30 protein-coding genes and 2 pseudogenes are annotated in these 26,784 nt (G+C 72.0%); 20 read left to right on the forward strand and 12 right to left on the reverse strand.

Going from position 1 to position 26,784, the window contains the following annotated elements; genetic code table 11:
- Nucleotides 1-124: 124 nt before the first annotated feature.
- Nucleotides 125-967, forward strand: a complete 843-nt coding sequence (locus tag DAI20_RS02515; RefSeq protein ID WP_108248989.1) for a DUF4097 family beta strand repeat-containing protein — start codon at nt 125-127, stop codon at nt 965-967.
- Nucleotides 964-1,581: a PadR family transcriptional regulator gene (locus DAI20_RS02520; RefSeq protein WP_108248990.1), complete on the forward strand. Its 618-nt coding sequence runs from the start codon at nt 964-966 to the stop codon at nt 1,579-1,581. The genes DAI20_RS02515 and DAI20_RS02520 overlap by 4 nt, the downstream gene beginning before the upstream one ends.
- Nucleotides 1,582-1,756: 175 nt before the next feature.
- On the opposite strand, the gene DAI20_RS02525 is transcribed toward DAI20_RS02520, so the two are convergent.
- Complete coding sequence (locus DAI20_RS02525; protein ID WP_108248991.1) at nt 1,757-2,848, reverse strand: FUSC family protein; 1,092 nt, start codon at nt 2,846-2,848, stop codon at nt 1,757-1,759.
- On the reverse strand, nt 2,809-3,525 hold the full coding sequence (locus tag DAI20_RS02530) for a ThuA domain-containing protein (RefSeq protein WP_159084883.1): 717 nt from the start codon (nt 3,523-3,525) through the stop codon (nt 2,809-2,811). Before DAI20_RS02530 ends, DAI20_RS02525 begins: the two co-directional genes overlap by 40 nt.
- A gap of 181 nt (nt 3,526-3,706) precedes the next feature.
- On the opposite strand from DAI20_RS02530, the gene DAI20_RS02535 reads away from it, so the two are divergent.
- The 6 genes and pseudogenes from DAI20_RS02535 to DAI20_RS02560 all read left to right on the forward strand — a co-directional run bounded on the left by DAI20_RS02535 (nt 3,707) and on the right by DAI20_RS02560 (nt 8,099).
- Nucleotides 3,707-5,809, forward strand: a complete 2,103-nt coding sequence (locus DAI20_RS02535; RefSeq protein WP_438501978.1) for an APC family permease — start codon at nt 3,707-3,709, stop codon at nt 5,807-5,809.
- A gap of 145 nt (nt 5,810-5,954) precedes the next feature.
- Nucleotides 5,955-6,161 (forward strand): DUF2188 domain-containing protein, encoded by a 207-nt coding sequence (locus DAI20_RS02540; RefSeq protein ID WP_108248993.1) that lies wholly within the window; start codon nt 5,955-5,957, stop codon nt 6,159-6,161.
- A 96-nt stretch (nt 6,162-6,257) separates the two neighbouring features.
- Nucleotides 6,258-6,674, forward strand: a pseudogene (locus DAI20_RS02545) (VOC family protein); the annotation flags it as partial.
- Nucleotides 6,675-6,936: 262 nt separating this feature from the next.
- Complete coding sequence (locus DAI20_RS02550) at nt 6,937-7,386, forward strand: DUF1810 domain-containing protein (RefSeq protein WP_108248995.1); 450 nt, start codon at nt 6,937-6,939, stop codon at nt 7,384-7,386.
- Between the two features lie 43 nt (nt 7,387-7,429).
- Nucleotides 7,430-7,699 carry a DUF2277 domain-containing protein gene (locus tag DAI20_RS02555; protein WP_108248996.1) on the forward strand — a complete coding sequence of 90 codons (270 nt, stop codon included), beginning with the start codon at nt 7,430-7,432 and terminating at the stop codon, nt 7,697-7,699.
- Nucleotides 7,700-7,718: 19 nt separating this feature from the next.
- Nucleotides 7,719-8,099, forward strand: coding sequence for a UBP-type zinc finger domain-containing protein (locus DAI20_RS02560; RefSeq protein WP_108248997.1), 381 nt, complete (start codon nt 7,719-7,721; stop codon nt 8,097-8,099).
- A gap of 34 nt (nt 8,100-8,133) precedes the next feature.
- On the opposite strand, the gene DAI20_RS02565 is transcribed toward DAI20_RS02560, so the two are convergent.
- Genes DAI20_RS02565 through DAI20_RS02575 form a run of 3 tightly spaced genes read right to left on the reverse strand, consistent with a single transcriptional unit; the run spans nt 8,134 to nt 10,319 of the window.
- Nucleotides 8,134-9,180, reverse strand: a complete 1,047-nt coding sequence (locus DAI20_RS02565; RefSeq protein WP_108248998.1) for an NAD(P)-binding domain-containing protein — start codon at nt 9,178-9,180, stop codon at nt 8,134-8,136.
- Nucleotides 9,181-9,196: 16 nt separating this feature from the next.
- On the reverse strand, nt 9,197-9,988 hold the full coding sequence (locus tag DAI20_RS02570; RefSeq protein WP_108248999.1) for a nitroreductase family protein: 792 nt from the start codon (nt 9,986-9,988) through the stop codon (nt 9,197-9,199).
- Nucleotides 9,975-10,319, reverse strand: a complete 345-nt coding sequence (locus DAI20_RS02575) for a hypothetical protein (RefSeq protein ID WP_108249000.1) — start codon at nt 10,317-10,319, stop codon at nt 9,975-9,977. Before DAI20_RS02575 ends, DAI20_RS02570 begins: the two co-directional genes overlap by 14 nt.
- 302 nt (nt 10,320-10,621) lie before the next feature.
- Between DAI20_RS02575 and DAI20_RS02580 the strand changes: the two genes are divergently transcribed.
- Nucleotides 10,622-10,807: a DUF3073 domain-containing protein gene (locus DAI20_RS02580; RefSeq protein WP_108249001.1), complete on the forward strand. Its 186-nt coding sequence runs from the start codon at nt 10,622-10,624 to the stop codon at nt 10,805-10,807.
- 301 nt (nt 10,808-11,108) lie between these two features.
- Here DAI20_RS02580 and purM read toward each other — a convergent pair whose 3' ends face one another.
- Nucleotides 11,109-12,224 carry a phosphoribosylformylglycinamidine cyclo-ligase gene (gene purM, locus DAI20_RS02585; protein WP_108249689.1) on the reverse strand — a complete coding sequence of 372 codons (1,116 nt, stop codon included), beginning with the start codon at nt 12,222-12,224 and terminating at the stop codon, nt 11,109-11,111.
- Nucleotides 12,225-12,386: 162 nt separating this feature from the next.
- Here purM and purF point away from each other — a divergent pair, with 162 nt between their 5' ends.
- Nucleotides 12,387-13,847: an amidophosphoribosyltransferase gene (gene purF, locus DAI20_RS02590; protein WP_108249002.1), complete on the forward strand. Its 1,461-nt coding sequence runs from the start codon at nt 12,387-12,389 to the stop codon at nt 13,845-13,847.
- A 33-nt stretch (nt 13,848-13,880) separates the two neighbouring features.
- Here the strand turns inward: purF and DAI20_RS02595 are convergent, their stop codons facing one another.
- Together DAI20_RS02595 and DAI20_RS02600 are read right to left on the reverse strand one after the other, a co-directional pair.
- Nucleotides 13,881-14,897 (reverse strand): hypothetical protein, encoded by a 1,017-nt coding sequence (locus DAI20_RS02595; RefSeq protein ID WP_240605827.1) that lies wholly within the window; start codon nt 14,895-14,897, stop codon nt 13,881-13,883.
- A gap of 36 nt (nt 14,898-14,933) precedes the next feature.
- Complete coding sequence (locus DAI20_RS02600; protein WP_240605828.1) at nt 14,934-15,650, reverse strand: MerR family transcriptional regulator; 717 nt, start codon at nt 15,648-15,650, stop codon at nt 14,934-14,936.
- Nucleotides 15,651-15,726: 76 nt separating this feature from the next.
- On the opposite strand from DAI20_RS02600, the gene DAI20_RS02605 reads away from it, so the two are divergent.
- Nucleotides 15,727-16,224, forward strand: a complete 498-nt coding sequence (locus DAI20_RS02605) for a GNAT family N-acetyltransferase (RefSeq protein ID WP_108249004.1) — start codon at nt 15,727-15,729, stop codon at nt 16,222-16,224.
- 173 nt (nt 16,225-16,397) lie between these two features.
- Here the strand turns inward: DAI20_RS02605 and DAI20_RS02610 are convergent, their stop codons facing one another.
- Together DAI20_RS02610 and DAI20_RS02615 are read right to left on the reverse strand one after the other, a co-directional pair.
- Nucleotides 16,398-16,736 carry a hypothetical protein gene (locus DAI20_RS02610; RefSeq protein WP_240605829.1) on the reverse strand — a complete coding sequence of 113 codons (339 nt, stop codon included), beginning with the start codon at nt 16,734-16,736 and terminating at the stop codon, nt 16,398-16,400.
- 71 nt (nt 16,737-16,807) lie between these two features.
- A complete protein-coding gene (locus tag DAI20_RS02615) occupies nt 16,808-17,170 on the reverse strand; it encodes a sterol carrier family protein (RefSeq protein ID WP_108249005.1) in 363 nt (120 codons plus the stop codon).
- Nucleotides 17,171-17,328: 158 nt separating this feature from the next.
- Here DAI20_RS02615 and purD point away from each other — a divergent pair, with 158 nt between their 5' ends.
- The 7 genes from purD to DAI20_RS02650 all read left to right on the forward strand — a co-directional run bounded on the left by purD (nt 17,329) and on the right by DAI20_RS02650 (nt 23,089).
- Nucleotides 17,329-18,591 (forward strand): phosphoribosylamine--glycine ligase, encoded by a 1,263-nt coding sequence (gene purD, locus DAI20_RS02620; protein WP_108249006.1) that lies wholly within the window; start codon nt 17,329-17,331, stop codon nt 18,589-18,591.
- On the forward strand, nt 18,588-19,496 hold the full coding sequence (locus DAI20_RS02625) for a phosphoribosylaminoimidazolesuccinocarboxamide synthase (protein ID WP_108249007.1): 909 nt from the start codon (nt 18,588-18,590) through the stop codon (nt 19,494-19,496). The genes purD and DAI20_RS02625 overlap by 4 nt, the downstream gene beginning before the upstream one ends.
- Nucleotides 19,493-19,948: a GNAT family N-acetyltransferase gene (locus DAI20_RS02630; protein ID WP_108249008.1), complete on the forward strand. Its 456-nt coding sequence runs from the start codon at nt 19,493-19,495 to the stop codon at nt 19,946-19,948. Before DAI20_RS02625 ends, DAI20_RS02630 begins: the two co-directional genes overlap by 4 nt.
- Complete coding sequence (locus DAI20_RS02635; protein WP_240605830.1) at nt 19,945-20,511, forward strand: GNAT family protein; 567 nt, start codon at nt 19,945-19,947, stop codon at nt 20,509-20,511. Before DAI20_RS02630 ends, DAI20_RS02635 begins: the two co-directional genes overlap by 4 nt.
- Nucleotides 20,512-20,640: 129 nt before the next feature.
- Nucleotides 20,641-21,165 (forward strand): GNAT family N-acetyltransferase, encoded by a 525-nt coding sequence (locus tag DAI20_RS02640; protein ID WP_108249010.1) that lies wholly within the window; start codon nt 20,641-20,643, stop codon nt 21,163-21,165.
- The gene (locus DAI20_RS02645) at nt 21,162-22,448 is read left to right on the forward strand and encodes a kynureninase (RefSeq protein ID WP_108249011.1); all 1,287 of its coding nucleotides are present in this window, start codon (nt 21,162-21,164) and stop codon (nt 22,446-22,448) included. Before DAI20_RS02640 ends, DAI20_RS02645 begins: the two co-directional genes overlap by 4 nt.
- Complete coding sequence (locus DAI20_RS02650; RefSeq protein WP_108249012.1) at nt 22,445-23,089, forward strand: nucleoside/nucleotide kinase family protein; 645 nt, start codon at nt 22,445-22,447, stop codon at nt 23,087-23,089. Before DAI20_RS02645 ends, DAI20_RS02650 begins: the two co-directional genes overlap by 4 nt.
- A gap of 159 nt (nt 23,090-23,248) precedes the next feature.
- On the opposite strand, the gene DAI20_RS02655 is transcribed toward DAI20_RS02650, so the two are convergent.
- Together DAI20_RS02655 and DAI20_RS02660 are read right to left on the reverse strand one after the other, a co-directional pair.
- Nucleotides 23,249-24,763, reverse strand: a complete 1,515-nt coding sequence (locus DAI20_RS02655; RefSeq protein WP_108249013.1) for a DHA2 family efflux MFS transporter permease subunit — start codon at nt 24,761-24,763, stop codon at nt 23,249-23,251.
- A 10-nt stretch (nt 24,764-24,773) separates the two neighbouring features.
- Nucleotides 24,774-25,472 carry a PadR family transcriptional regulator gene (locus tag DAI20_RS02660; protein WP_108249691.1) on the reverse strand — a complete coding sequence of 233 codons (699 nt, stop codon included), beginning with the start codon at nt 25,470-25,472 and terminating at the stop codon, nt 24,774-24,776.
- Between the two features lie 186 nt (nt 25,473-25,658).
- Here DAI20_RS02660 and purS point away from each other — a divergent pair.
- A pseudogene (purS, locus tag DAI20_RS02665) lies at nt 25,659-25,898 on the forward strand (phosphoribosylformylglycinamidine synthase subunit PurS); the annotation flags it as partial.
- Nucleotides 25,899-26,014: 116 nt separating this feature from the next.
- Nucleotides 26,015-26,710: a phosphoribosylformylglycinamidine synthase subunit PurQ gene (purQ, locus tag DAI20_RS02670; protein WP_108249015.1), complete on the forward strand. Its 696-nt coding sequence runs from the start codon at nt 26,015-26,017 to the stop codon at nt 26,708-26,710.
- The last annotated feature ends 74 nt before the right edge of the window (nt 26,711-26,784 follow it).

Genomic DNA, 26,784 nt, shown 5'->3' on the forward strand with positions numbered 1-26,784 from the left:
TGACGCTGCGTCAAGGTCAAGGGCTGTAAAGAGAAGATTTTCGCAGAGCGGCGACGAACCCGTTGCGTTCACTCGCAGACGCGATATATCGTGTTGGAATCGAGATACATCGCGAAGGAGCGTCATGCAGGAGCAATGGTTCGTGTCGGAGCCACGCGTCATCGACGTCGGCGTCATCCGCACTCTCAAGGTCTCTCTCATCGGAGGTCAGGTCGACGTGATCGGGCACGACGAGCCGGTCACGCGCGTCGAGGTGCACAGCGTCTCGGGCAAGGAGCTGAAGGTGTCCCTCGACGGCGACGTCCTCGAGATCGACCACCCCCAGCTGCGGTGGGACAACTTCATCTCGGTCTTCGCGTCGTTCCGGGACCACGCCCGCGCGGACGTGAGCATCCTCCTCCCGCGGTCCGTCCAGCTGAAGCTCGGCGTCGTCACCGCCGAGGCGCTCGTCTCGGGCATCCGCAGCGACGCGAAGCTCAACACCGTGAGCGGAAGCGTCGTCGTCGACCAGGTCGAGGGCGACATCGACCTCAACTCCGTGAGCGGCGAGTTCTCCGTGCGCAACCACCGCGGCGAGATCGAGGCGAACACGGTGTCGGGCGACGTGACGGCGAGCGGCGCCATCGACCGGTTCCACGCCAACGGGGTGAGCGGGTCCGTCGCCCTGGATCTGTCCGGCACCCCCCTGTCCGTCGACAACAGCACGGTCAGCGGGAACCTCACGGTCCGGCTGCCCCGGGCCTTCCGCACGTACTTCACCGGCAACACCGTGAGCGGCACCCTGCAGCTGGACGGCGTGCAGACGCGCGGGGTGCGGGGCCGAGGGCACAGCTCGACCTCCGGCCCGGAGGGCGCGCCGGCCGTCGAGATCCGCGCCAACTCGGTGTCCGGCGACATCGCGGTCGTGCGCACGTCCGAGCTGGCCGGCGCGGACTCCCCCGCGGGCGGGTCCGGGGCGCCGGCATGACCCCGCCGGTCTTCGCCCACGGTCACCTGCGCCTCTACCTGCTGAGCCTGCTCGCGGAGTCACCGAAGCACGGCTACGAGCTCATCCAGTCGCTCAGCGACCGCTTCGGCGGCACGTACACGCCGAGCGCGGGAACCGTGTATCCCCGGCTGGCGAAGCTCGAGGACGAGGGGCTCGTCTCGAAGCAGAGCGACGGCCGCAAGACCACCTACTCCATCACCGAGGCGGGGCGGGCGGAGCTCGCGGCGCGGCAGGACGAGCTCGACTCGATCGAGGTCGACATGACGGACTCGGTGCGGCGCCTCGCCGACGAGGTACGCAGCGGGGTGTCCGTGGCCATGCGCAGCCTGCGCGCCGACCTCGCCTCCGCCGCGCGGGAGGCGAGGGGCGAGCCACGGCCTCCGGGTGCCTCGCCCGAGCCGCCCGACCCGCACCGGGTGGCGACCGCGTCCGCCCTGCGTGAGGCCGAGATGATCCTCACCGACTTCCGCCAGCAGGTGCGCACCGACCTCCGCGTGCACTCGACCCGCTCGGGACTCCCGGACGACGTCGTGCCCGAGCTGCGGGCTCAGCTGGCCCGCGTGCGCGCGGAGCTGCTCGAGCGCCTGGGGTAGCTCTCCGGAAGCCCGGACTCCGCGACCTCTTTCCCTCCTGCCCAGGCAGAGGCATCCTGCCCAGCGTCAACCTGGGCACGGCGCCGCTGCCTGGGCAGGGGCGGAGGCAGTTCCAGGGCGGAGGGGGGTTCCAGGGGCGGATGAGGTCCCGGGGGCGGAGGAGCCAGGGGCGGAGCTAGGCGGCGGGCGTGGCGGTTCGCCGCCCCGGCAGCGCGACGAGCGCGAGCACGGCGATCGCGGTGCCGAGAAGCGTGTCGACGATGCGCTCGCCCAGCACGGTGTCCGGGCTGACCCCGGCCGCCGCGGTGCCGACGGTGATGGCGAGCGGGGTGATCAGCACGAGGGCGAGCGCGTAGTGCCGGGTCACGAGCAGCTCGACGCCGAACTGGAGGAGCCCGAGCAGCAGGGCGAGCACGAGGCCCGCCGGGGAGATCAGGGCGACCACGAGCACGAGCGCGGAGCCGACGAGCGTGCCGAGCACGCGGTGCACCGCACGCGTCGCGGTGATGCGCCTGCCCGCCCCGGCGCCGAGGATCGCGACCGCGGCCGAGGTGATCCAGTAGCCGCGGTGCGTGCCGAGCGGGAGGCTCACGAGCCCGGTCGCGGCCACGGCGACCAGAAGCCGGACGGTCACGATGCGTGCCTCCCCGGCCAGCGTGAAGCCGGCGAGCACCCGCCTCGCGGGGGTCGCCTCGCCCCGCCTCCTGGCGACGGAGGGGACCAACAGGGCCACCGCGACGAGGGCGTAGGCGAGCGCGCAGCCCGCGGCGACGAGCAGGACGAGCCGTCCGCCGTCGAGGCCGGCCCCGCCGTGCTCCCGCGGGGCGGCGACGAGGGTCGCGGCGCCGTAGCTGAGCACGAACATCAGGGGACCGGGCGGACCGACCCGGAAGCCCTGGCAGAGCACGACGGCGGCCGAGCCGACGAGGATCAGACCGAGGACCGAGGTGACGGCGGTCACCGAGAACAGCACGCCGCAGGCGACCGACGCGACGAATCCGAGCGCGACGAGCGGCAGCAGGCGCACGCGGTCGAGGGGCGCGAGCCGGGTGCCGTAGAGCGCCGTGAACGCGCCCATGGAGGCCTGGAGGCCGAGACCGGTGTTCCCGGCGAGCGCCCCGACGGCGACGGGGATCGAGATGGCCAGGCCGGCCTGCAGGCCGATGGGCCAGCGCCTGCCCGACGGGGTGAAGGACACGAGGCTGCGGCCGATGCCGCCCGCGGCGCTCAGGAGGCCCGGTCCGGCACGAGCTCGAGGTGCAGGCACCAGGCGACGGCGTTGTCCAGCACGGTGCGCACTTCGTCCTGCTCCATGTCCTCCTGATGGCCGAGGGAGCAGTAGAAGATGCGCTGATCCCCCCGCTCACGGACCCAGGCCACCGGCGACGGCACCGGCCTGTCCTCCGGCCGCACGGGATCCCCGTGCAGCAGCACCACCGCGTCGGCGGGCGGATGCGTCTCGTAGAGCCAGGAGCGCACGGCGAAGCGTGCCGGCAGGCCGCCGGTGATCCAGTGGTCCGCCACCACGGACACCTCGGTGGAGGAGGAGTGGCCGTGATGGCGGGTCCAGGCGGAGCCGAGCACATCGTCCGCGAACCGCGCGGCCCAGTCCGCCATCGCGGCTCCCGGCGCCGGCAGGAACGCGTGATTGGCCGTGCGCAGGGCGAGCAGGTCGCCGCCGCGGTCGAGGAACCGCGCGATGGCGGCGAGCTCCTCGTCCGGCAGCACCCGGAAGCGCGTGTAGAGGAGGACGAGGTCCGCGTCCTCCAGGGTCCCGAGGCCGCCGAAGCTCGACGGCGGGAAGTCGGGCATGTCCTCTATCGGGTCCGCGACGCGGAAGTCGACGACGACGTCGTGCTGCTCGCTCACGCGGTCGGCGAACGATCGCATCGTCCGGTGGGACTCGTACTCGCCGTCCCCGGCAAGCACGACGATCTTCTTCACGGCTCCGCTCCGTTCCCCGGGGCCGGCACGCCCGCGCCCGGAGGCCATTCTACGAACCGTCCCCGTGGCGATCGTCGCCGGGCCGGGCCTCCCCCGCACAGCCACCCCTCCACCGCGCATTGCCCCGTCGCAGAAATCGGTCTTGTGCTACCCAGCCATCGGAGTAGTGTCATCCCTCGTGATTTCGGACACCTCCCCCGAGGAAACGCGTTCAGCCAAGCGCTTCCTCATCGGCGAGAAGCTGCCGAGCGACAAGCTCGAAGGTCAGCTCCTCCCCAAGCATCTCGCCCTCCCCATCTTCGCGAGCGACCCGCTCTCCTCGGTGGCCTACGCTCCGCAGGAGCTGCTCCTCATCCTGACGCTCGGCGGCCTCGCCTTCCTGAGCTTCGCGCCGTGGGTCGCCGCCGCGGTCGTCCTCCTCCTCGTGGTGGTCGTGGCCAGCTACCGGCAGCTCATCAAGGCGTACCCGAGCGGTGGCGGCGACTACGAGGTCGCGCACCGCAACCTCGGCGAGAAGGCCGGCCTGGTCGTGGCGTCCGCCCTCCTCGTCGACTACATCCTCACGGTCGCCGTGTCCGTCGCGAGCGGCGTGGACAACATCATCTCCGCGGTGCCCGAGCTCGCCGGCCTGCGGGTGGAGCTCGCGGTGTTCTTCGTCATCCTGCTCGCCGCGGTCAACCTGCGCGGCGTGAGCGAGTCGAGCAAGGCCTTCGCCTTCCCCACCTACCTCTTCATCGGCAGTGTGTTCGTGATGATCGTCACGGGCCTCGTGCGCACCGTGCTCGGGGACGCGCCGGTCGCGGAGTCGGCGGCGTACACCGTCGAGCCGCACGAGCACATCACGCAGGCCGCGTTCATCCTCCTGCTGCTGCGCGCGTTCTCGAGTGGCTGCAGTGCCCTCACCGGGGTCGAGGCGATCTCCAACGGCGTGCCCGCTTTCCGCACGCCGAAGATCCGCAACGCCCAGACCACGCTCGTGATCATGGGCGGCACGGCCATCGTGCTGTTCGTGGGCCTCGTGACGCTGGCCCTCGTCGCACGGGTGCACTACGCCGAGGAGCCGTGCGACCTGATCGGCTGGGAGGCCTGCGCCACCGATCCGCAGCAGAGCCTCATGGCGCAGGTCGCCGCGGCGACCTTCGGCCAGGGTTCGTTCCTCTTCTACGTCATCCAGGCCACCACCGCGGCCGTGCTGCTGCTCGCCGCCAACACCGCGTTCAACGGTTTCCCGCTGCTCGGCTCCGTGCTCGCAAAGGACTCCTACGCGCCCAAGTCGCTGTCGACCCGCGGCGACCGCCTCGTCTACTCGAACGGCATGCTGCTGCTCGCGCTCGCCGCGATCGTCATCCTGATCGTCTACCAGGCGAGCCTCACCGACCTCATCCAGCTCTACATCATCGGCGTGTTCGTGTCCTTCACCCTCGGGCAGACCGGCATGGTGCGGCACTGGCTGCGGATGCTCAAGAACGGCTGCTCGAACCGGCCCGAGGTGATGCGGGGGCTCGCGATCAACGCGTTCGGCGCCCTGCTCACCGCGAGCGTGCTCGTCGTCGTCACCATCACGAAGTTCACCCATGGCGCATGGCTCGTGTTCGCGATCATGCCCGTGCTCTTCCTGCTGATGCTCGGCGTGAACCGCTACTACCGCGACGTGGAGAAGGAGATCGAGGTCGACCCGGTCACCACGTTCGGCTCCGCCGGCGACCACGCGATCGTGCTCGTGGGGCGCATGCAGAAGCCGACCCTGAAGGCGCTCGACTACGCCATCGCGGCCCGGCACCAGAGCCTCGAGGCCGTGCACGTGTCCATCGACGACGGCGCGACCGCGAAGCTGCTCGAGGAGTGGAAGCAGCAGAACATTCAGATCCCGCTGCGCGTCGTCGAGTCGCCCTACCGCGACATCAGCTACCCGCTCATCCGCTACATCAAGGGGCACCGGCAGGAGCACGGGCCCGAGGTCGTCACCGTCTACACGCCGATCTACATCGTGGGGCACTGGTGGGAGAACCTGCTGCACAATCACAAGGCCAGGCGCATCCGCCAGAAGCTGATGCTCGTGCACGGCGTGACGATCTCGCTCGTGCCGTGGCTGCTCGACTCGTCCGAGCTGCTGTACGGCCGGCGCTCCCGCCCCATCCCCGGCCAGGAGCGCCGCGGGGAGCCCCGGCGCCCCGTCCCGCGCAAGGCTCTCGAGCCGGCCGGCGGGGTGCAGGGCGGTCAGCCCGTCGCGCAGAAGGTGCCGGGCCCGGCCAAGGGCAAGCGCTCGGGCCGTCCCCGCCGCTGACCCGCGTCCCTGCCCGTGCCCCGCGGCCCCGCCGCTCACCCGCCGTGAAGTCACCGCGTCAGGGGTAGGCGCGGCCCCGGTCGGTGACTTGACTGGCATCGGCGCCGCGGATCGGCCGCGTCGCGGAGCAGACAGGGGTGCGGGCATGGCCGATGGTGACGTCGAGACGTTCGACAAGCGGGGTCAGTGGGTCAACCGGGTGGTCGGGGAGCCGGAGCGGTCCTCGAGCTTCTCGAGCCGCGACGAGGCGATCGAGGCCGGGGCCGCGCTCGCGGCCGAGCTCGGCACCGCCCACGTCGTGCACGACGCCGAACCGACCGGCGCCATCACCGACCAGGACACCGACGCCTGAACCGGGGCGGATTCCCCCTCGTGCCGGGGCGGCGGTCGGCTCCATAATCGTTGCCGTACCGCATCACCCATGCACGGACAACAAGGAGGTTGCACCATGCCCACTCGACTCAACCCCTACCTCGGCTTCCGCGACAACGCACGGCAGGCGATGGAGTTCTACCAGTCCGTCTTCGGCGGCGAGCTCACCCTGAGCACGTTCGGCGAGATGAACGCGAGCGAGGACCCCACGGAGCAGGACAAGATCATGCACGGTCAGCTCGAGACCGCCAAGGGCTACACGCTCATGGGCGCCGACACCCCGAACAGCATGGACTACACCCCCGGCGGCTCCATCACGATCTCGCTGAGCGGCGAGGACGAGGAGGAGCTGCGCGGCTACTGGGACGGCCTGGCCCAGGGGGGCTCGGTCACCATGCCGCTCGAGCAGGCGCCCTGGGGAGACAGCTTCGGGATGCTCGTCGACCCGTTCGGCGTGAGCTGGATGGTCAACATCTCGGGCAGCGGGGCCGCGTCCTCGGGTGGTGGCGGCACCGCCAGCTCGGAGGAGGTGAACGAGGCGCGCTCGTCGGGCACGGACGAGGTGTCCCAGCGTGCCTCATCCGGCGACGGCGCCGGGGCGTCGACGCCTGCGGCGGGCGGGGCCACGGAGGCGCGATCCTCGGGCACCGACGAGGTCGCCCAGCGCGCCGGCTCCTGAGGCCGGGCGCCCAGGCGCGGGGCGAGGTCGCAGACCGGATCGCGAAAGGCGATCGCCGCCCGCGTAGCCTCGCCCCGTGACCGCCGCCGATCCTTTCGACCTCGACCGATTCGTCCGCGCCCAGGACGGCGGCGTGTTCGACCGCGCGGTCGAGGAACTGCGGCGCGGCAGGAAGGCGAGCCACTGGATGTGGTTCGTCTTCCCGCAGGTCGCCGGGCTCGGCCGCAGCGCGACGGCCGAGCGGTACGCCATCCGCAGCCTGGACGAGGCCCGCGCCTACCTCGCCCACCCGGTGCTCGGTCCGCGCCTCCTGCTGTGCGCCGCGCTCGCCGCCGATGCTCCCGAGGGCCGCTCGGCCGAGTCCGTGTTCGGCGGGATCGACGCGGTGAAGCTGCGCTCCTCGGCGACCCTGTTCCTGCGCGCCAGCGAGTCTCCGGAGCCCGCGTTCCTGCGCGTGCTCGACCGCTTCTTCGACGGCGCGCCGGATGCCGCCACCGACCGGTTGCTGGGGTCCGGGCGCGGCTGAGCGGACCCGTGACAATCGCGGGGACCGCTCGTACCCTGGTCGCATGTGTCGGAACATTCACACGCTGCACAACTTCGAGCCGGCCGCCACCGACGACGAGGTCCACGCCGCGGCGCTCCAGTACGTGCGGAAGATCAGTGGCACGACGAAGCCCTCCAAGGCGAACGCCGAGGCGTTCGACCGCGCGGTCAAGGAGATCGCCCACCTCACCCGGCACCTGCTCGAGGACCTCGTGTCCACGGCGCCCCCCAAGAACCGCGACATCGAGGCCGAGAAGGCCAGGGCCCGTGCGGCCAAGCGGTACGCCGCCTGACCCACCAGGTTCACCGGCCATGACCACGGGGCAGGGCGCCATCGACCCGGGGGCGCCCCCGTCGGGAACGGGCTGCGTCGAGTGCCTCGACAGCGGCGGCTGGTGGCTGCATCTGCGCCGGTGCGCGCTCTGCGGGCACATCGGCTGCTGCGACAGCTCGCCCTCCCAACACGCCCGCGGCCACGCCGGTTCCGCGGGCCACCCCGTCGCGCGGTCGTTCGAGCCCGGCGAGGACTGGTTCTGGGACTACGAGGCGGGGCAGGCGGTGAGCGGCCCTCCCCTCGCCCCGCCCGCGGCCCGGCCGGACATGCAGCCGTCCCCCGGCCCGAGGGGCAGAGTGCCCCCGGACTGGCGATCGCACCTGCATCACGACGGCGTGGAGCGGCCGCCCGCCGGGTGACCGCCGCCCGGGCTGCGACCGCTCCGGCGTTCGCTCAGGCGACGAGGCGGAGGACCTGCCGGGCGATGACCTTTCCCGCGCGATTCGCGCCGATGGTGGACGCCTGCGGGCCGTAGCCCGCGAAGAAGAGGCGCGGATCCCGCTCGGAGACGCCCAGCGTCACCGCGATGCCGCCCGCCCGCTCACGCAGCCCGAGCGGGGCGAGGTGCCGCACCTCCGGCCGGAACCCCGTGGCCCAGAGGATCGCGTCGATGGCGTCGCGGGAGCCGTCCGGCCAGACGACAGCGTGCTCCTCGAGCTCGGCGAACGGTCCGCGGCTCACGAGCAGCCCGCGGTCGATGCCCGCCGCGATGCGCTCGGTCCTGGGCACACCCGTGCCGCTCACGATGCTCGGCAGCGTCTCGCCCGCGCGGGACGCCGCGTCCTGCGCCGCGACCGCGGCGAGGGCCGACTCGAGGTCGAGGTCGGAGCGCTCCAGGTAGTCCACCGGGCGCCGGGTCGACCAGATGGTGCGCTCCGCCACGTTCTCGAGCTCGAGCAGGAAGCCGATCGCGGACGTGCCGCCGCCCACCACCAGGACCCGGAGGCCGCGGAAGTCCTCGGCGGACCGGTAGCCGGCGGTGTGCGTCTGGATCCCGGCGAAGCGCCGCACCCCCGGGTAGTAGGGGAGGTACGGGGCGCCCCAGGTGTCGGTCGCATTCACGACCGCGGCCGTGTGGTGCTCCCCGCGCTCGTGCCGCACGACGAGACCCGAGCCGTCGTCCTGCACGGCCGTCACGACGACGGGGCGCAGCACCCTCAGGTCGTAGAACCGCTCGTACTCGCGGTAGTACTCGCGCACGACGTCCCGGGCCGGGCGGTCGCGGTCGGCGGTGTCGAAGCTCAGCCCCATCTCGCGCATCCCGGGCAGGTCGTTCACGCGGTGCGCGCTGCCGAGCCGCAGCGCCTCCCAGCGGTGCTGCCACGCGCCGCCCTCCGCAGGTCCGCGGTCGAGGATCACGACGTCCTCGCCCATCCGCAGTCCCCCGCGCTTCAGGTGGTACGCCACCGACAGCCCCGCCTGGCCCGCGCCGATGATCACGACGCGCGGGTCGGCGCTAACCGTCCCAGCCCGTCTGCGGGGTTTCGCAGGTGCCGCGGAACACGTACTGCGAGGGGAGCTTGCGCTGCCGGCTCGACCAGTCGATCGCCGGCCGCCGCTGGTCCTTCGGCAGGTAGCCGAGCCGGTACACCGCCATCAGCTCGAGCTCGTCGGGCACCTTCAGCAGCTCCTGGATGCGCACCCAGTTCTCCGGCACCTCCATGGGGAACGACACGAACTGGATGCCCATGCCGAGCTCGGCCGTCGTCAGCCAGACGTTCTCCATGGCGGCGCCCATGCTGAACACGGAATAGAAGGCGGACAGCTGGCCGGGGCGGTACTCGGAGCGGTCGAGCAGCACGGCGAGCAACAGGGGTGACCCCTCGACGAGCCTGCGGTTCTCCTCGCCCAGCCTCTGCGGCACCCGCAGCCGGTTCATCACGCCCTGGCCCTTGTCGGTGAACACCTGCTTGGTGAAGGGACGCAGCAGCATGGGCAGCTGGTCGAAGAGCATCCCGCTGCGCTTCTCGTCCATCTCAGCCGCGCTGAACCGGAAGTACGGCTTGTAGCGCTCGAAGAACGTGCCCTCGGCCATCACCTGCGTCATGCTCTCGCCGCTGATCCGCGCCACGGCATCGATCGTTTCGCGCTCCTCGATGATCACGAAGCGCCACGGCTGGCTGTTGAGCTGCGAGGGCGCGCGCCCGGCGACCTCCATCAGCAGGCGCTGGTGCTCCTCGCTGACCGGATCGGGCAGGAACGGCCCGTTCGTGGTCTTGCGGGAGCGCACGACGTCAAGGAACTCCATGCCCTACCTCTTTCGATGCGATCAGTCCGAGGACGAAGAACGGGGCGGCCGCGAGGGCCACCAGCGCGTGACGGCGACGGCGACGGGCGCCCAGCCGCGCGAGGGCGGCGAGCGGCAGCGCGGCCGGCAGCAGGGCCCAGCCCGCGCGACTGCGGCTCCAGGCCACGGAGCTGACGGATCCGGCGGCGAGCACGCAGGTCGCGATGTAGATGCCGTGGTGGATCCAGCGGAAGGACGACGTGTCGACGACGCCCAGCGCGACGCCGGAGCCGAGCGCGACGTTCGCGCCGTACGCGCACGCGGCCGCCGTGAACAGCGGAGCGGGGTTCACGTCCGGTGCCTCTCCTTCTCGTGCCGGATCTTCGGCTTTCGACCTCCGCAATCCTCCCCCACTCCCGCGCCCTCCGCGGAACGCGTCGGCTCGGAGAATGCTGCGGATGACCCGCCCGTCCGCGCCGCCGAATTGCGCCGGAACCGGCCACCGGGAGAAGCTGTGGGGGCGCAGCGTGAGGCGGTGGACGGGGCCGAGGGGCTCCGTGGCCGCGTGCTAAGCTGGCCGTTAGGTTTTTTCGTTTCTGTTTGCCTGATCCGGGTGGTCCGCCAACTCGGCCTGAATCTCTAAGGGGGTCTCGCATGGGGCGCGGCCGTCAAAAAGCGAAGCACACCAAGGTTGCTCGCGAGTTGAAGTACTTCAGCCCGGAGACCAACTACAACGAGCTGGAGCGCGAGCTCACCGGGCACTCCCACGACGAGCTGCCGCCGGAGGCCGCCAAGTGGGCCGAGTACGTGACCCCGGAGGACGAGCAGAAGCTCGCCTAGCCCCTGGGTTCATCCCCTGCGCAATGGCGCTTCACACGGCCCCTGAGCCTGTCGAAGGGACGTGAAGTTCCGACGTTCGTAGCGTCGCTTCGACAAGCTCAGCGACCGTAAGTGCGAGCCGCCGCGCGCACGCAGCACCACACGGTCCCCGAGCCTGCCGAAGGGACGCGAGATTCCGACGTCCGTAGCGTCGCTTCGACGAGTTCAGCGACCGTAGGGCGAGCCCGAACGACGGCAGCACCACACTGTCCCTGAGCCTGTCGAAGGGACGCGAGAGTCTCCTCGGTGGCCGGAGCCCGGGTCAGGAGGCGTAGGCCCCCACGAGGCGGACCGCGCCGCCGTCGATGCCCTTGGCGCCCTGCTCGAAGCCCTCGAGGTCGCGCTCCGCGGTCGACACGGTGCCGACCGTCCAGGCCGGGATGCCGCCCGCGGTGAGCGCCGCGGCCGCCGCGTCCGCGAACTCGGCGGCGACGACCGCGAACATGCCGATGCCGAGGTTCCAGGTGCCCTCGGCGCTCTCGAGCGGCGAGCCGGACATGTCGGCGAGCACGCGGAACACGCTGCCGGGGGACCACGTCGACCGATCCACCTCCACCCACGAGCCGCGGGGAAGCACGCGCGCCAGGTTCGCGGCGATGCCGCCGCCCGTGACGTGGCTCAGCGAGTGGACCGCGCCCGGGAGCGCCGGGTCGTCGAGCAGGCGCAGCAGCGGGCCCGTGTACAGGCGGGTCGGCTCGAGCAGCGCCTCGCCGACCATGCCGCCGAGCTCCGCGGAGGTGTCGCGGAAACCGATGCCCCGCTGCGCCAGGATGTGGCGGACGAGGGAGAAGCCGTTGGAGTGCAGGCCGGAGGACTCGAGGGCGAGCACGACGTCGCCGTCACGCACGCGCTCGGCACCGAGCAGCGCATCGGCCTCGACCGCGCCGACGGCCGCGCCGGCCACGTCGTAGTCGTCCGGGCCGAGCAGCCCCGGGTGCTCGGCGGTCTCCCCGCCGACCAGCGCGGTGCCCGTCTCGGCGCACGCGCGGGCGATGCCGGCGACGATGTCCGCGATCCGGCCGGGCACGACCTTGCCGCACGCGATGTAGTCGGTCATGAAGAGCGGTCGGGCGCCGACCACGATGATGTCGTCGACGACCATGCCGACGAGGTCCTGACCGATGGTGTCGTGCTTGTCGATGGCCTGCGCGATGGCGACCTTCGTGCCGACGCCGTCCGTGGAGGTGGCGAGCAGCGGGCGGCGGAAGTCCTTGAGGAACGAGACGTCGAACAGCCCGGCGAAACCACCGAAACCGCCGAGGACGTTGCCGGTGTGGGTGGCGGAGACCGCCTGCTTCATGAGCTCGACGGCCAGGTCTCCCGCCGCGGTGTCGACTCCGGCTGCGGCGTAGGACGATGATGCGCTGGGTGTGCTCACCCGGTACACGATACCGAGGCGGGCGGCGCGGCAGCGTTCGCTCTGAGCGCGGATCCCGGTGTCCGTCTCCCGGGTAAGCGTGAGAAACTAGACGACGCCGCGCGCGCGGCGTTCCCGGCCCGTCTGCTGGCCAACCCCGAACCCCTGGAGCTCGACTCAAGCATGTGCGGCATTGTCGGTGTTGTCTCTCCCCTGCCCGCCAACCAGCTCCTCTACGACAGCCTGCTCCTGCTGCAGCACCGCGGCCAGGACTCGGCCGGCATCGCGACCGCCGACGGCAGCCGGTTCCACGTGGTCAAGGCCAGGGGGCAGGTGCGCGAGGCGTTCCGCACCCGAGACATGCGCACCCTGACGGGAACGATGGGCCTCGGGCACGTGCGCTACGTGACGAAGGGCTCCGCCGCCAACGAGGAGGAGACGCAGCCGTTCTACGTGAACGCGCCGCACGGCATCATCCTCGTGCACAACGGCAATCTCACGAACACGCGCGAGCTCACCAAGGAGCTGGCGGACATCGACCGCCGTCACCTGAACACCTCGTCGGACACCGAGCTGCTGCTCAACATCCTCGCCCACGAGCTGCAGGCGGAGGTCAAGGGCCCCGGGCTCGACGCGGATGACGTCTTCAACGCGCTGACCCGCGTGCATCAGCGGGTCGAGGGGTCCTACGCCTCGATCGCGCTCATCGCCGGCCACGGCCTGCTCGCGTTCCGCGACCCGTACGGCATCCGCCCGCTCACGCTCGGCCGCCGAATCGAGGAGCAGACCGGCCGCGAGGAGTGGATCGTCGCGTCCGAGTCCCTCGTCATGGAGAGCCTCGGCTTCGAGATCGTGCGCGACGTCGCGCCGGGCGAGGCCATCTTCATCGCCATGGACGGCGCGATGACGTCGCGCCAGACCGCGCGCGAGCCCCGCCTCGTGCCCTGCTCGTTCGAGTACGTCTACCTCGCCCGTCCCGACTCCGTGATGAACGGCATCTCGGTGTACGAGGCCCGGCTCCGGATGGGCAACCGCCTCGCCGACACCATCGCCCGGTACGCGCCCACGGGCGACATCGACGTCGTCATGCCGATCCCCGACTCCTCACGACCGGCCGCCATGCAGGTCGCCCAGAAGCTCGGCATCGAGTACCGCGAGGGCTTCTACAAGAACCGCTACGTCGGCCGCACGTTCATCATGCCGGGGCAGGCGCAGCGCAAGAAGTCCGTGCGGCAGAAGCTGAACGCCATGAGCTCCGAGTTCAAGGGCAAGAACGTGCTGATCGTCGACGACTCCATCGTGCGCGGCACGACGTCGCGCGAGATCGTGGAGATGGCGCGCGCGGCCGGCGCCAACGAGGTCACCTTCACCTCCGCCGCCCCGCCGGTCCGCTACCCGCACGTCTACGGCATCAACATGCCGTCTCGCGAGGAGCTCATCGCCTCCGGTCGCAAGATCCCCGAGATCGCCGCGGAGCTCGGTGCGGACCACCTCATCTACCAGGAGGTCGACGACATGTTCTCGGCGATCACCGAGGGCTCGACCGTGACGGAGCTGGAGATGAGCTGCTTCACCGGCGAGTACGTCACCGGGCAGGTGAGCCCGGAGTACCTCGCCTGGGTCGAGGCGACCCAGCTCAGCTGAGCCGCCCCTCCCTGGCGATCCCGCTCGCGCCGCTCATCGTTCGGCGGTGCGTCGCGCCCTGCGCCCGATGACGAGCGCCTCCGCGAAGGCCGCGGCGACGGCGGTCACCGCGATGCCGATGCCGGCTGCCGTCGTCGGTCCGTCCGGTCGCACGATCGACTGCCCGGCCAGGGCCTGCGCGGTCACCAGGGCGAGCACCGCCACGTAGGCGCCGGCGCCGATCCACACCAGGGCGGTGCGCAGCCGCGGGTCGCGCAGCGCCGGGATCCGGCGGGACAGCAGTTCGATCGCGATCAGCGCGAGCGGGATGGCCTGCAGCGCGTGCATCCCGATGAAGTGCGGGATGCGGAGGTCGCCGGCGACGGTGCTCCAGCCGAGCACGGGCAGTCCCGGACCGCCGTCCGCGAGACCCACGGTGTGCGCACCGGCGATGCCGCGGTAGTCCGCCAGCTGCCCGGCGGTGGGCCCGGTCATCAGGAAGCCGAGGGCGAGGCCCACGAGCGCGATCACCGCGCCCGACCGGACCGCCACCGTGCGGGCCCGGTCGCCCAGCGGATTGCGGAAGAGCTGCGCCGCGGCGACGAGGGACGCCACCCAGAGCGCCGAGATCGAGACCGCCATGATCGTCCACATGGCCGCATGGATCGGCGTCGACACGTTGAAGTGGCTCGTCGTGCCCACGGCCGCCGCACCGACGATAATCACGATCTCGGCGAGGAACAGCACGACCATGCCGCTGCCTGCGAGCGACGCGATGCGGCGCCCGCGGTCGAGCTGCCCGATGAGCCACGACCACGTCACGGCGTAGATGAGCGTCGACAGGGCGAACTTGAGCGGCTTGTCCCAGGCGTTTACGCCCGTGATCTCGCGCGGGTCGACGAAGCGCGCGACCAGCGCGACGACGGCGAGGAGCGCCATGGCCGCGGCGAGCCAGAGCAGGGGTCGGTGCCAGCGCCCGGAGGACAGGGCCGTCAGCCCGGGTGCGGGAAGGGGCGGCGTGGCCGCCTGTGCGGCCGTGGCCGCCGGGATCGCAGGTGAAGCGGTGCTCATGGCGTGCTCCTTGCAGGGGTGTGAAGGGGTGGGGGTCTAGGGGGTCCAGGTAGGAGGGGTCGAGGTGCGAGAGGCGGCGGTGCGAGGGGCGGGGTCGTCCGGTCCGGGGTGGGACGCGGCGGCGGAGGAATCGGCGGACACGGGATACAGCCGGCTAGTGACGTGCTCCTGAGCCATCCGGCGCAGGGCCGCGAACATGGCGTCGCCGAGAACGGTGCCCGCGACGACGGTCTCGGCCATCCCGGCGACGTCCTCCTGGCCCGCGACGGCGGCGAGATCGGCCTGCGCCACGATCTCGGCCGCATCGGCGTACCGGTCGAGGAGGTCGACGAGCTCGGGCCGGTTGATGTGCAGGAACGCGTTCACCACGCCCGCGGCCCCGATGCGGCCGGGATTGCCCGGGGAGACGTGCCAGTTCCGCTCGGCGACGAGAGCGTCGATGCGTTCCTCCGCGACCCCGGGGGTGCGCACCGAGTAGAGGTCCGCGCGGGAGACGGACCGCTGAGCGACGTCGAACACCGACGCGAGGGGGCGGCCCTCGTCGTCGACGGCGGCGAGCACCTCGCGCGCGGAGGCCACGGACAGCCCGCCGACGTCGAGGAGGGCGCGGATCAACCGCAGCCGCGCGACATGCTCGTCCCCGTAGTCCGCCTGGTTCGCGGCCGCTCGGCGGCCCGCGGGGAGCAGCCCCTCCCGCAGGTAGTACTTCACGGACGGGACGGGAACGCCGCTCACGCGGCTGAGCTCGGACATGCGCACATGGATAGTATGACTATCGGATAGTGCCGCTGTCCATAGCGATACTGCTCCGCGCCGATATCGTGACCGCATGAGCACGGTCCGCTTCCGCCCGCTGGGCGAGGTCGGTCTGCGCGCAGTCCTCGACGGGGACCTCGACGCCGCGGCGCGCTCGGCCTGCCTTCCCGCCCTCCCGCCGTTCCTGCTCGCCGAGGACTGGCTGTGGCGGATCCGGCTGGATCAGATCGCACGGCGGCCGGGCGACGAGCAGTGGGTAGCCTGGCTCGCGGTGCGGAACGGGGAGGTCATCGGCCACACCGGCTTCCACGGTCCCCCGGACGAGGCGGGCGAGGTGGAGATCTCCTACACCGTGCTCCCGGAATTCCGCGGCAGGGGCCTCGCCGGCGAGCTGCTGGATGCGCTGCTCGAGTGGTGCGCGGCCCGGGACGACGTGCGCTCCGTGCGCGCCAGCATCAGCCCCGACAACACGGCGTCGCTCGCCCTGGTGCGGCGCCGGGGATTCGAGCGGGTGGGCGAGCAGATCGATGAGGAGGACGGCCTCGAGTGGATCTTCCGCCGTCCCGCCTGACACGGCGGACGGGACCGAAACGGGATGAACGCGAGGAGGACGGCCTGGAGTGGATCTTCCGCCGTCCCGCCTGACACGGCGGATGGGACCGAAACGGGAGGAACGCGAGGAGGACGGCCTGGAGTGGATCTTCCGCCGTCCCGTGTGACTTCTCTGATGGTGACCGCAGGCGGCTAGGCCCGCGGGCCGCCCACGTCCGGCTGGCCGGGGGTGCCCTCGCCGATCTCGGTTGCGGGGTCGATCCGCTCGACGACGGCGGGCTTCGCGCGCCGGGTGCTCGCGCGGTCGAGCAGCAGCGCGACGACCGCGCCAAGGGCGCCGCCGATCACGACGAGGAACAGCCCGAGGAAGCCGAACACCTGGCCGGAGCTGAACTCCGCGGCGGCGGGGAAGGCGATCGTGAGGATCAGGGCCGCGATCACGCCGAGCACAGCACCGACGCCCATGAACCGCAGGTAGCGGGGGGACCGACGGATGCGGACCTCGGACATGTCATCGCGCTCGTTCGTCACGGTGTCATTCTCCCCCACCAGCCTGAGCGCGCCGCCCGAATCCCGGGTGCGCGACGGGCGGCTCCAGGCCGTCACCAGCGCAGCGGAAGCAGCCCCTCGAGGGTCGCGCGCTGACCGGATGCGCCCAGCCTGCCGGTCGCAAGCGCGTCCTGCCAGCCCGTGGCGCCCGTCGCGAGCGCGAGCCAGGTCGCCGGGTCCGTCTCGATCACGTTGGGCGGGGTGCCACGGGTGTGGCCCGGTCCCTCGATGCACTGCACCGCGCCGAACGGTGGCACGCGCACCTCGACGGTGGCGCCGGGCACCTTCTCGGCGAGCACCTGCAGCGTGTACCGCACGGCGAGCGCCGTGGTGTCCCGATCGGCGCCCACGCCGTCCGCCAGTGCCCTCCGCACGGCGTCTCCCCCGGCATCCGCTGCGATCTTCGCTCTCGCCATGCCTCCATCCTGCCGCAGCGGTGCGTGTGCGGCTTCCGGTGGGCTCGGCCCCCGGGCCCGGTGAAGGATCCGCCCCACCCTCCGTCGCTTCGACGTGCTCCGCGACCGTATGTACCGGCGCCGACCGCGCCGCTTCCGGCCGCCGATAGTCTGGGGCCGTGAAGATCCTCGTCCTCGGTTCCGGTGCCCGCGAGCACGCCATCGTCTCGGCGCTGGCCCGGGAGGACACGGCGCACGAGATAGTCGCGGCGCCCGGCAACGCCGGCATCGCCCAGGTCGCCACGGTGGTGCACCTCGACCCGAACAACGCCGTGGTCGTCGCCGACTACGCCCTCGCCGAGGACGTGGACCTCGTCGTCATCGGCCCGGAGGCCCCGCTCGTCGCGGGCGTCGCCGACGGACTGCGCACGCGCGGCGTCCCCGTGTTCGGCCCCAGCAAGAAGGCCGCGGCGCTCGAGGGCAGCAAGGCCTTCGCGAAGCGGATCATGGAGGAGGCCGGCGTGCCCACCGGCCGGGCCACCCGCGCGGGCACTCGCGCCGAGGTCGAGGCCGCTCTCGACTCGTTCGGCGCCCCGTACGTCGTGAAGGCCGACGGCCTCGCCGCCGGCAAGGGCGTGCTCGTGACCGAGGACCGCGCGGCCGCGCTCGCGCACGCCGACCACTACCTGCAGCAGGGCACGGTGCTCCTCGAGGAGTTCCTCGCCGGCCAGGAGGTCTCGCTCTTCTTCCTCTCCGACGGCAGCACGGTGCTGCCGCTCTCCCCCGCCCAGGACTACAAGCGCCTGCTCGACGGGGACGAGGGCCCGAACACCGGCGGCATGGGTGCGTACTCCCCCCTGCCCTGGCTTCCCGACGGCTTCGTCGACGAGGTGATCGACACGATCGCCGAGCCGACCGTGCGCCAGCTCGCCAACGAGCAGACGCCGTTCATCGGCCTGCTCTACTGCGGCCTCATCCTCACCGAGAAGGGCATCCGCGTGATCGAGTTCAACGCGCGTTTCGGCGACCCGGAGACCCAGGTCGTGCTGCCGCGACTGGAGACGCCGCTGTCCGGCCTGCTGCTCGCCGCCGCCACCGGCTCGCTCGGCGGGATTCCCCGCCCCACCTTCAGCGACGACGTCGCGGTGACCGTCGTGCTCGCCAGCGAGGGCTACCCGGATGCGCCCCAGACCGGGCGCCGGATCGACGGGCTCGACGACGCCGCCGCCGTGGAGGGGGTCAGCATCGCGCACGCGGCGACGAGCCGGTCCGAGTCCCCGGACGGAGGCACGATCGCGACGGGCGGCCGGGTGCTCAGCGTCGTCGGCCGCGGCAGCGACTTCCGCCAGGCGCGCGAGCGGGCGTACGAGGCCGTGAGCCGCATCCGGCTCGAGGGCGCCCAGTACCGCACCGACATCGCCGCGCGGGTGGTGGCCGAATGAGCGAGTTCAGCGGCCTCGACCTCCCCGGCTGGGAGCACGCCTACACAGGCAAGGTGCGCGAGCTGTTCGTCCCCGTCGTCGACCCGAACCACGACGCGACGCTCGAGGGCGAGCCACACGTGCTCATCGTGGCGACGGACCGCGTGAGCGCGTTCGACCACGTGCTCGAACCGGCCATCCCCGGCAAGGGCGAGCTGCTGACCCGGCTGAGCCTGTGGTGGTTCGCCGAGCTCGCCGAGGTCCCCAACCACCTGGTCGCGCCCGGCGACGAGGTGACGCCGGTTCCCGAGGCCATCGCGTCGCGCTCCATGCTCTGCAAGGTGCTCGAGATGCTCCCCATCGAGTGCGTCGTGCGGGGCTACCTCGCGGGATCGGGGTGGAGCGAGTACCAGCGCACGGGCAGCGTGTGCGGCGTCGCGCTCCCGGAGGGCCTGCAGTTCGGCGACCGCCTCCCCGAGCCGATCTTCACGCCCGCGTGGAAGGCGCCGCAGGGCGAGCACGACGAGAACATCACCTACGAGCGCGCCGTCGAGCTGACGGGCGAGGACGAGGCGGCGGAGCTCCGCGACCTGTCCCTGCACATCTACCGCCGCGCCGCCGCGATCGCCGAGGAGCGCGGCCTCATCCTCGCGGACACAAAGTTCGAGTTCGGCATCGACCCGGTGAGCGGGGTCACCCGCCTTGGCGACGAGGTACTGACGAGCGACTCCTCCCGGTACTGGGATGCGGAGTCCTGGCACGCCGGCAACCGCAGGGACAGCTTCGACAAGCAGATCGTGCGCAACTGGCTCGCCGAGAACTGGGACCCGTCGTCGGACGCCCCGCCGCCCGCGCTGCCGCAGGAGGTCGTCGACCTCACCGCGGCGCGGTACCGGGAGCTGATCACAAGGCTCACGGGCGAGTGAGGGTAGAGCGTCGGGACTGGGACGACGCCGCGGCCGTGGCCCTGCGCGACGCCCAGCGCGTCGAGATCGCCGAGCGCTACGGCACCCCGGACTCCGAGCCGGGCGTCGCCCCGTCGGCCGCGGACATCACCGTGTTCGTCGTGGCGGAGAACTCCTCCGGCGAGCCCGTGGGCTGCGGCGGGCTGCGGCTCCTCGGGAATGATGAGGCGGAGATCAAGCGCATGTACGTGCGACCGGACCACCGCGGCACGGGCGTCTCCGTCGCCGTGCTGAACACCCTCGAGGAGCACGGCCGCCGGCTCGGGCTGCGCCGCCTGACACTCGAGACGGGCGACCGTCAGCCGGACGCCATCCGCTTCTACGAGCGCGAAGGCTACGTGCGCATCCCGAACTTCGGCCCCTACGCGGGTGAGCCCGCGTCGATCTGCTACGCGAAGGAGCTCGGCGAGTGACGGACTTCCTTGTACGCCGGGAGGGCACGCTCGGCCTGCGCGAGCACGAGGAGATCGCGGCCACCCTCGCCCTCGCCTTTCCCGGCTATGCGGAGGGCTACCGCGGCTCGGCCAGCTGGGCCGGGCTGCAGCCGGAGGTGCGGATCACCGCGCATGACGCCCGGGGCGTCACGGCGCACGCGGGCGTGAAGCGCGTGTTCGTGCAGATCGGCGACGGCCCTTTCGCCGAGGACCACCTCGTGGCGGCCGTCGGCATGGTTGCGGTGCGGCCCGACCTGCAGGGTTCGGGACTCGGCGGGCGGCTCGCGGACGCGGTGCGGGGCGTGCTCGGTGCGCTCCAGGTGCCGTTCGGCCTGCTCGAGACCGGCGAGGACACGACGGGCTTCTACGTGCGCCACGGCTGGCGTGCGCTGCCCGGAGCGGTCGGGACCTACAACGACTTCACGCTGCACGGCCCGGCCCGGGTGATCCGGCAGGACCACGGCTGGCACATCCTCCCGGTGACCGCGGAGTTCGAGGACTGGCCGGACGGCGAGATCCACTGGAACGGCCAGATGGTCTGACGACCGGACGGTCCGGCGAGGGGCGCGACGCCCGGGCCGGGCGGCGCCGGGCGGCGCCGGGCGGTGCGGACGAGGCATCGGAAGAGGGGCCGGATGGCCGGGAGCGTGACGGGGCGATACCGTCGAGAAATGACCTCCCCCGTCCGCGTCCGCGCCATCGTGCCGGATGACTGGCCCAGGCTCCGGGCGCTGCGGCTCGAGATGCTCGCCGACACGCCTCTCGCCTATCTGGAGACGCTCGCCACCGCCGAGGCGCTGACGGACGCCGACTGGCAGGCGCGCGCCCGGCGCAACGCCCAGCCCGGCAGCGTCGCCTTCGTCGCCGAGGACGAGGACGGGACGTGGGTGGGCACGATGACCGTGTTCCGCAGGGACGACGTCGCGTTCCTGGTGAGCGTCTACGTGACGCCCGCCCGGCGCGGCCGGGACGCGGGCGTCACCGACGCGCTCCTGGACAACGTGATCGAGTGGTCGAGGGCGCAGGACGGGGTGACCGAGCTGCGGCTCGAGGTCCACGAGCACAACCCCCGCGCCACCGCCTACTACCGCCGGCGCGGATTCGAGATGACCGGGCGGTCCACGCCGTACGCGCTCGATCGCACGCAGCTCGACCTTGAGATGGCGCTCCCGCTCGTCGGCGGGGTCGGGCCGTGACCCTCGAGCGGGCCCGCGCGCTCGATGCCGCCGATCCACTCGCCCCGCGCCGCGCGCTCTTCGCCGGAACGGAGAGCGCAACCGACGGACGCGACCTCGTCTACCTCGACGGCAACTCCCTCGGGCGCCCCCTGACCGCGAGCATCGAGCGGGTCACCCGGTTCCTCACCGAGGAGTGGGCCGGCCGGCTCATCCGCGGCTGGGACGAGCGCTGGATGGAGCTGCCGCTGCGCATCGGGGACGACCTCGGCGCCGCGGCCCTGGGCGCCGCGCCCGGCCAGGTGGCCATCGGCGACTCCACGTCGGTGCTGCTCTACAAGCTCGTCCGCGCCGCCGTCGCCGCGCGCCCCGGGCGCGACGAGATCGTGGCCGACTCGCGCGACTTCCCGACGGACCGGTACATCCTCGCGGGCATCGCCCGGGAGTGCGGGCTCTCGATGCGCTGGGTGGACACCGACCCCGACGCGGGCCTCACCCCGCAGTCCCTCGACGGCGTGCTCGGCGAGCGCACCGCACTCGTGGTGGCGAGCGCCGTGTCGTACCGCTCGGGCTTCCTCGCGGACGTGCCGGCCATCACCGACCGTGCGCACGACGCGGGCGCGCTCGTGCTCTGGGACCTTTGCCACTCCGCGGGCGTTGTGCCGACGCGGCTCGATGGGTGGGGCGTCGACCTCGCCGTCGGCTGCACCTACAAGTACCTGAACGGCGGACCCGGGTCGCCCGCCTACGCCTACGTGCGGTCCGGCCTGCAGGAGGAGCTCACACAGCCGATCCAGGGCTGGATGGGCGGGGCCGACATCTTCGAGATGGGCCCGGCCTACGCCCCGGCCACGGGTATCCGACGCATGCTGAGCGGCACGCCGGCCATCACCTCGATGCTGGCCATGCAGGACATGATCGCGCTGATCGCCGACGTCGGCATCGACGCGATCCGGGCCAAGTCCGTCGCGCTCACCGAGTTCGCTCTCGAGGAGATCGACGCCGTGCTCGCGCCGTTCGGCGTGCGGGTGGCCACGCCGCGGGACGCGGACCGGCGGGGCAGCCACGTAACCGTGGCGCATCCCGACTTCCGAGCGGTCGTGGGCCGGCTGTGGGAGCGCGACGTGCTGCCCGACTTCCGGGCGCCGGACGGGCTGCGCATCGGCCTGTCCCCCCTCAGCACGAGCTTCGAGGAGACCCATCGGGGAATCGCCGCGATCGCGGCCGCCCTGCGGGAGATCCAGGAGACGCGGGATACCCAGGAGACGCGGGAAAGCCGGGAGACGCAGGGGGCGAACCGGTGACCGCGGCCCTGCGCAGCGTCGGCGCCGTCGCGGACGTCGTGCGGGCTGCAGCGGCGGATCGCGACCGCGTCCTCGTGGGCATCGCGGGAGCCCCGGGGTCCGGCAAGAGCACGGTCGCCGAGGCACTGGTGGGCGCGCTCGGCGCGGAGGCGGCCCTGCTGCCGATGGACGGCTTCCACCTCTCCAACGCTCAGCTGGCGCGGCTGGGCAGCCGGGATCGCAAGGGCGCGCCCGACACGTTCGACGCCGCCGGGTTCACGGCCACCCTCGCCCGCGTGCGCACCGCAGCGGCCGGCCGGCCGGGCGCGCACACGGTGTACGCGCCGGCGTTCTTCCGCGAGGTGGACGAGTCCTTCGCCGCGAGCGTCGCCGTGCTGCCCGAGACCCGCATCGTGGTCGTCGAGGGCAACTACCTGCTGCTCGACTCGCACGGCTGGGACGGCGTGGCAGCGCTGCTCGACGTCTCCCTGTTCGTCGGCGTCGACCACGGGACGCGGATGCGCCGGCTCGTCGCGCGGCACGAGCGCTTCGGCATGACCCACGAGCAGGCGGTGGCCTGGGCGGGCGGCACCGACGAGCGGAACGCCGTGCTCATCGAGGCGACCCGAGACCGGGCCGACCACATCCTCGACCTGGGCTAGGACGCGACGCGCAGGATTCCGAGCACCGCGCGATCCCAGCGCCTGCCAACGCGCTCCTGCCCAGGCAGCGGCATCCTGCCCAGGTTAAAACTGGGCAGGATGCTCCTGCCTGGGCAGGGGCGGAAGGGCTGAGGGATCGTCCTTCCGGGTGTCGGGGCCCTACTCGGCGGCGAGGACCGGCCGGGCACCCTCCGCCGCGGGCTGAGCGGCGGCAGCACCCCAGGAGTGCGGCTGCGGCTTCGCCATGAACAGCACCACGAGCACGCCGATGACGGCGGCCGCGGCGGGCAGCATCAGCGACTGGCCCATGGCGGCGCTGAAGCCCTGCTTGAGCGCGTCCGGCAGCTCGCCGGCGAATGCGGCGGTCTCCCCGCTCGCGCCACCCGGCACCGCGGGCAGCTCCACCGCGAGGCGCGCCTCCATGAGGGCGGCGATGGCGGCGGAACCGAGCACGGCGCCCACCTGACGCGTGGTGTTGTACACGCCGGAGCCGGCACCGGCCTGCTGCGGCGGCAGGTTGCGGGTGGCGGACGTGGACAGCGGCGCCCAGATGCCGGCGTTCGCGAGGCCGAGCACGGCGACCGGGAAGAGCAGGATCCAGAGCGGCAGGTCCGCGGACAGGATCCCGCCCGCCCAGAACAGCCCGATCGCGAGGCAGGAGAGTCCGCCCGCGGCGACCCACTTCGGGTTCACCCGGTCGATGATCTTGCCCACGACGGGTGCGAGGCCGCCCGAGATGATGGCCATCGGGGCCAGCAGCAGGGCCGCGAGGGTCGGGGTGAGCCCGCGCACGGTCTGCGCGTAGAGCATCAGTGGCAGCGCGAAGCTGGTGACGGTGAAGCCGACGGTCGTGATGGCGCCGTTGGCGAGCGAGAAGTTGCGGTCGCGGAACAGGGAGAGCGGCAGCAGCGGCTCGCCGCGGTTGACCCGCTGCCAGAGCACGAAGGCGGTGAGCACGAGGACGCCGGTGATGATCAGCGACCAGACGGAGATGGGCCCGGCGATGGTGCCCCAGTCGTAGGTCTCGCCCTCCTGGATGCCGAACACGACGAGGAACATGCCGACGCCGCTCAGCACGACCCCGAGGATGTCGAAGCGGTGCTTCTTCGTGGACAGCGCGGGCACGAGGCGCCAGGCCAGTACGAAGGCGACGATGCCGACGGGCACGTTCACGAAGAAGATCCACTCCCAGCCGAGGGAGTCGACGAGCAGCCCGCCGAGGATCGGGCCGACCAGCGTCGCGACGCCCGCCGTCGCCCCCCACAGGCCCATGGCCGCGCCACGGCGGTCCGGCGGGAAGATGCGGGTGATGACCGCCATGGTCTGCGGCGTCATGAGCGACGCCCCGATGCCCTGCGCGACGCGGGCCAGGATGAGCGTGTTCACGTCCCCGGCGAGGCCGCACCACGCGGAGGAGACCGTGAAGATCGCGAGCCCGACGAGGTAGATGTTCTTGGGGCCGAAACGGTCGCCGAGGCGTCCCGTGATCAGCAGCGGAACCGCGTAGGCGAGCAGGTAGGCGCTCGTCACCCAGATGACCGCGTTGATGTCCGCCTGCAGGTCCGCGATGATCGCCGGGGTCGCGACGGACACGATGGTGGAGTCGACGAGGATCATGAAGAATCCGACGACGAGCGCCCAGAGCGCGGGCCAGGGCCTGGTGATGGTGTCCATGAGGGATGTCCTAGCGTTCGGTCGCGCTGCTGCGCGGGTCTGCGGGTGTCGTGGGGTGGCGTGCTGCGGGGTGCGGGGTGGGAGAAGGTGCTGCGGGGTGCGGTGCGGAAGAAGGTGCAGAGGTCACCGCAGGATCCGGCAGCGGCTCGCTCCAGTCGAGGTCCCCGGAGCGGAGGCGGCCCAGCAGGCGCTCGAGCCACGCGAGCTCCGCGGCGTGCGTCTCGCGCCGCAGGTCGAGCTCGAGCCAGAGCCGCTCGGGCAGGCCCTTATCGCGCACCCGCCGGATGTCCGCGTCCAGCGCGTCCCGCTCGGCGGCGACGGCCGCGACCCGCGTCTCGACGAGCGCGAGCACGTCGGCGAGGGGCAGGTGATGCGCCTCTGCCATCGCGAGCGGGAAGTGCGGGAAGTGGTTCACCGGGGCGGCGAGCATCTCGGTGACGCTCGCGACGAAGCGCTCGCTGCCGAGCGGGGTGATCTCGTAGGTGGTCCGCTCCGGCCGGTTGCCCTCGCGGTCCGTGTGCGTCGCCCGGACGAGGCCGTCCGCCGCCATCCGGTTGATGGCGTGGTAGAGCGTTCCCGGCCGCACCTTCACCAGTGCGTCCTCCTTGCGCAGAAGCAGCGTCTGGTACATCTCGTACGGGTGCATGGGGCGCTCCTGGAGCAGGGCGAGCGCGGCGACGGCCAGCGCGGGGAGCACGGTGTTCGGCATGCCCTCTCCCCTCTCCGACGCGACATCCTCCGGGTCCGACGGCAGAAGGACCCGGCACAGCATAAGCGCTATTCCTTGCGAACTATTCCGCGTGGGGTATTCGATCCGCCCGGCCGACGGGGAGAACGCGCGGCTCGGCTAGAATCGAGGCACCATTCCCCGCCGCGATCCCGCTGGAGATACCCCATGCCCACAATCGTCGTCGAGGTCATGCCCAAGGCCGAACTGCTCGACCCCCAGGGCAAGGCCGTTGCAGGTGCGCTCGCCCGACTTGGCGAGTCCCGCTTCACCGGCGTCCGCATCGGCAAGCGCTTCGAGCTCGTCACGGACGGCCCCGTGGACGACGCGCTTCTCTCCGACGTGCAGAAGCTGGCCGAGGACATGCTCTCCAACTCCGTGATCGAGGACGTCATCAGCGTCCACGTCGACGGCGGCGACGGCTCCGCTGTCGGCTCCTCCAGCGGCGACTCCTCCAGCGGCGACGCCCCCGCGGGCGAGCTCACCGGACAGGCCGAGGCGTCCACCCAGACGGGCGCCCGCTGATGCGCATCGGCGTCATCACCTTCCCGGGCTCGCTCGACGACCGCGACGCCCAGCGCGCCGTGCGCCTCGCCGGCGGCGAGCCCGTCGCACTGTGGCACGGCGACCACGACCTGGCCGGTGTCGACGCGCTCGTACTGCCCGGCGGCTTCAGCTACGGCGACTACCTGCGGGCTGGCGCCATCGCATCCCTCTCGCCGATCATGCGCGAGGTGGTCGCGGCCGCGAACTCCGGCATGCCCGTGCTCGGCATCTGCAACGGCTTCCAGATGCTCACCGAGGCGCACCTGCTGCCCGGCGGCCTCATCCGCAACGAGGTCGGCACGTTCGTGTGCAAGGACCAGAAGCTGCGGGTGGAGAACACGTCGACCGCCTGGACGAACGGCTTCGAGCAGGGCCAGGAGATCACCATCCCGCTGAAGAACGGCGAGGGCGGTTACATCGCCGACGAGGAGACGCTCGCGCGGCTCGAGGGCGAGGGCCTCGTGGCGTTCCGCTACCTCGGCAAGAACCCGAACGGATCCCTGCGCGACATCGCGGGCATCACCAACGCGCGCGGCAACGTCGTCGGCCTCATGCCGCACCCCGAGCACGCGACCGAGCCAGGCTTCGGCCCGGACACCCCCACGGCCATGCGCTCGGGCGTCGACGGACTGACCATGTTCACCTCCGCCCTTCAGGGCGTCCTCGCCGGCTGAGTTCCGTCCTCCGCACCAGCGCCGACGGACTCGGCGCTTTCCCTCAGCCGATCAGCCCACCACCGTCGGGAGAA

This window comes from Planctomonas deserti (assembly GCF_003067705.1).
GTDB lineage: Bacteria > Actinomycetota > Actinomycetes > Actinomycetales > Microbacteriaceae > Planctomonas > Planctomonas deserti.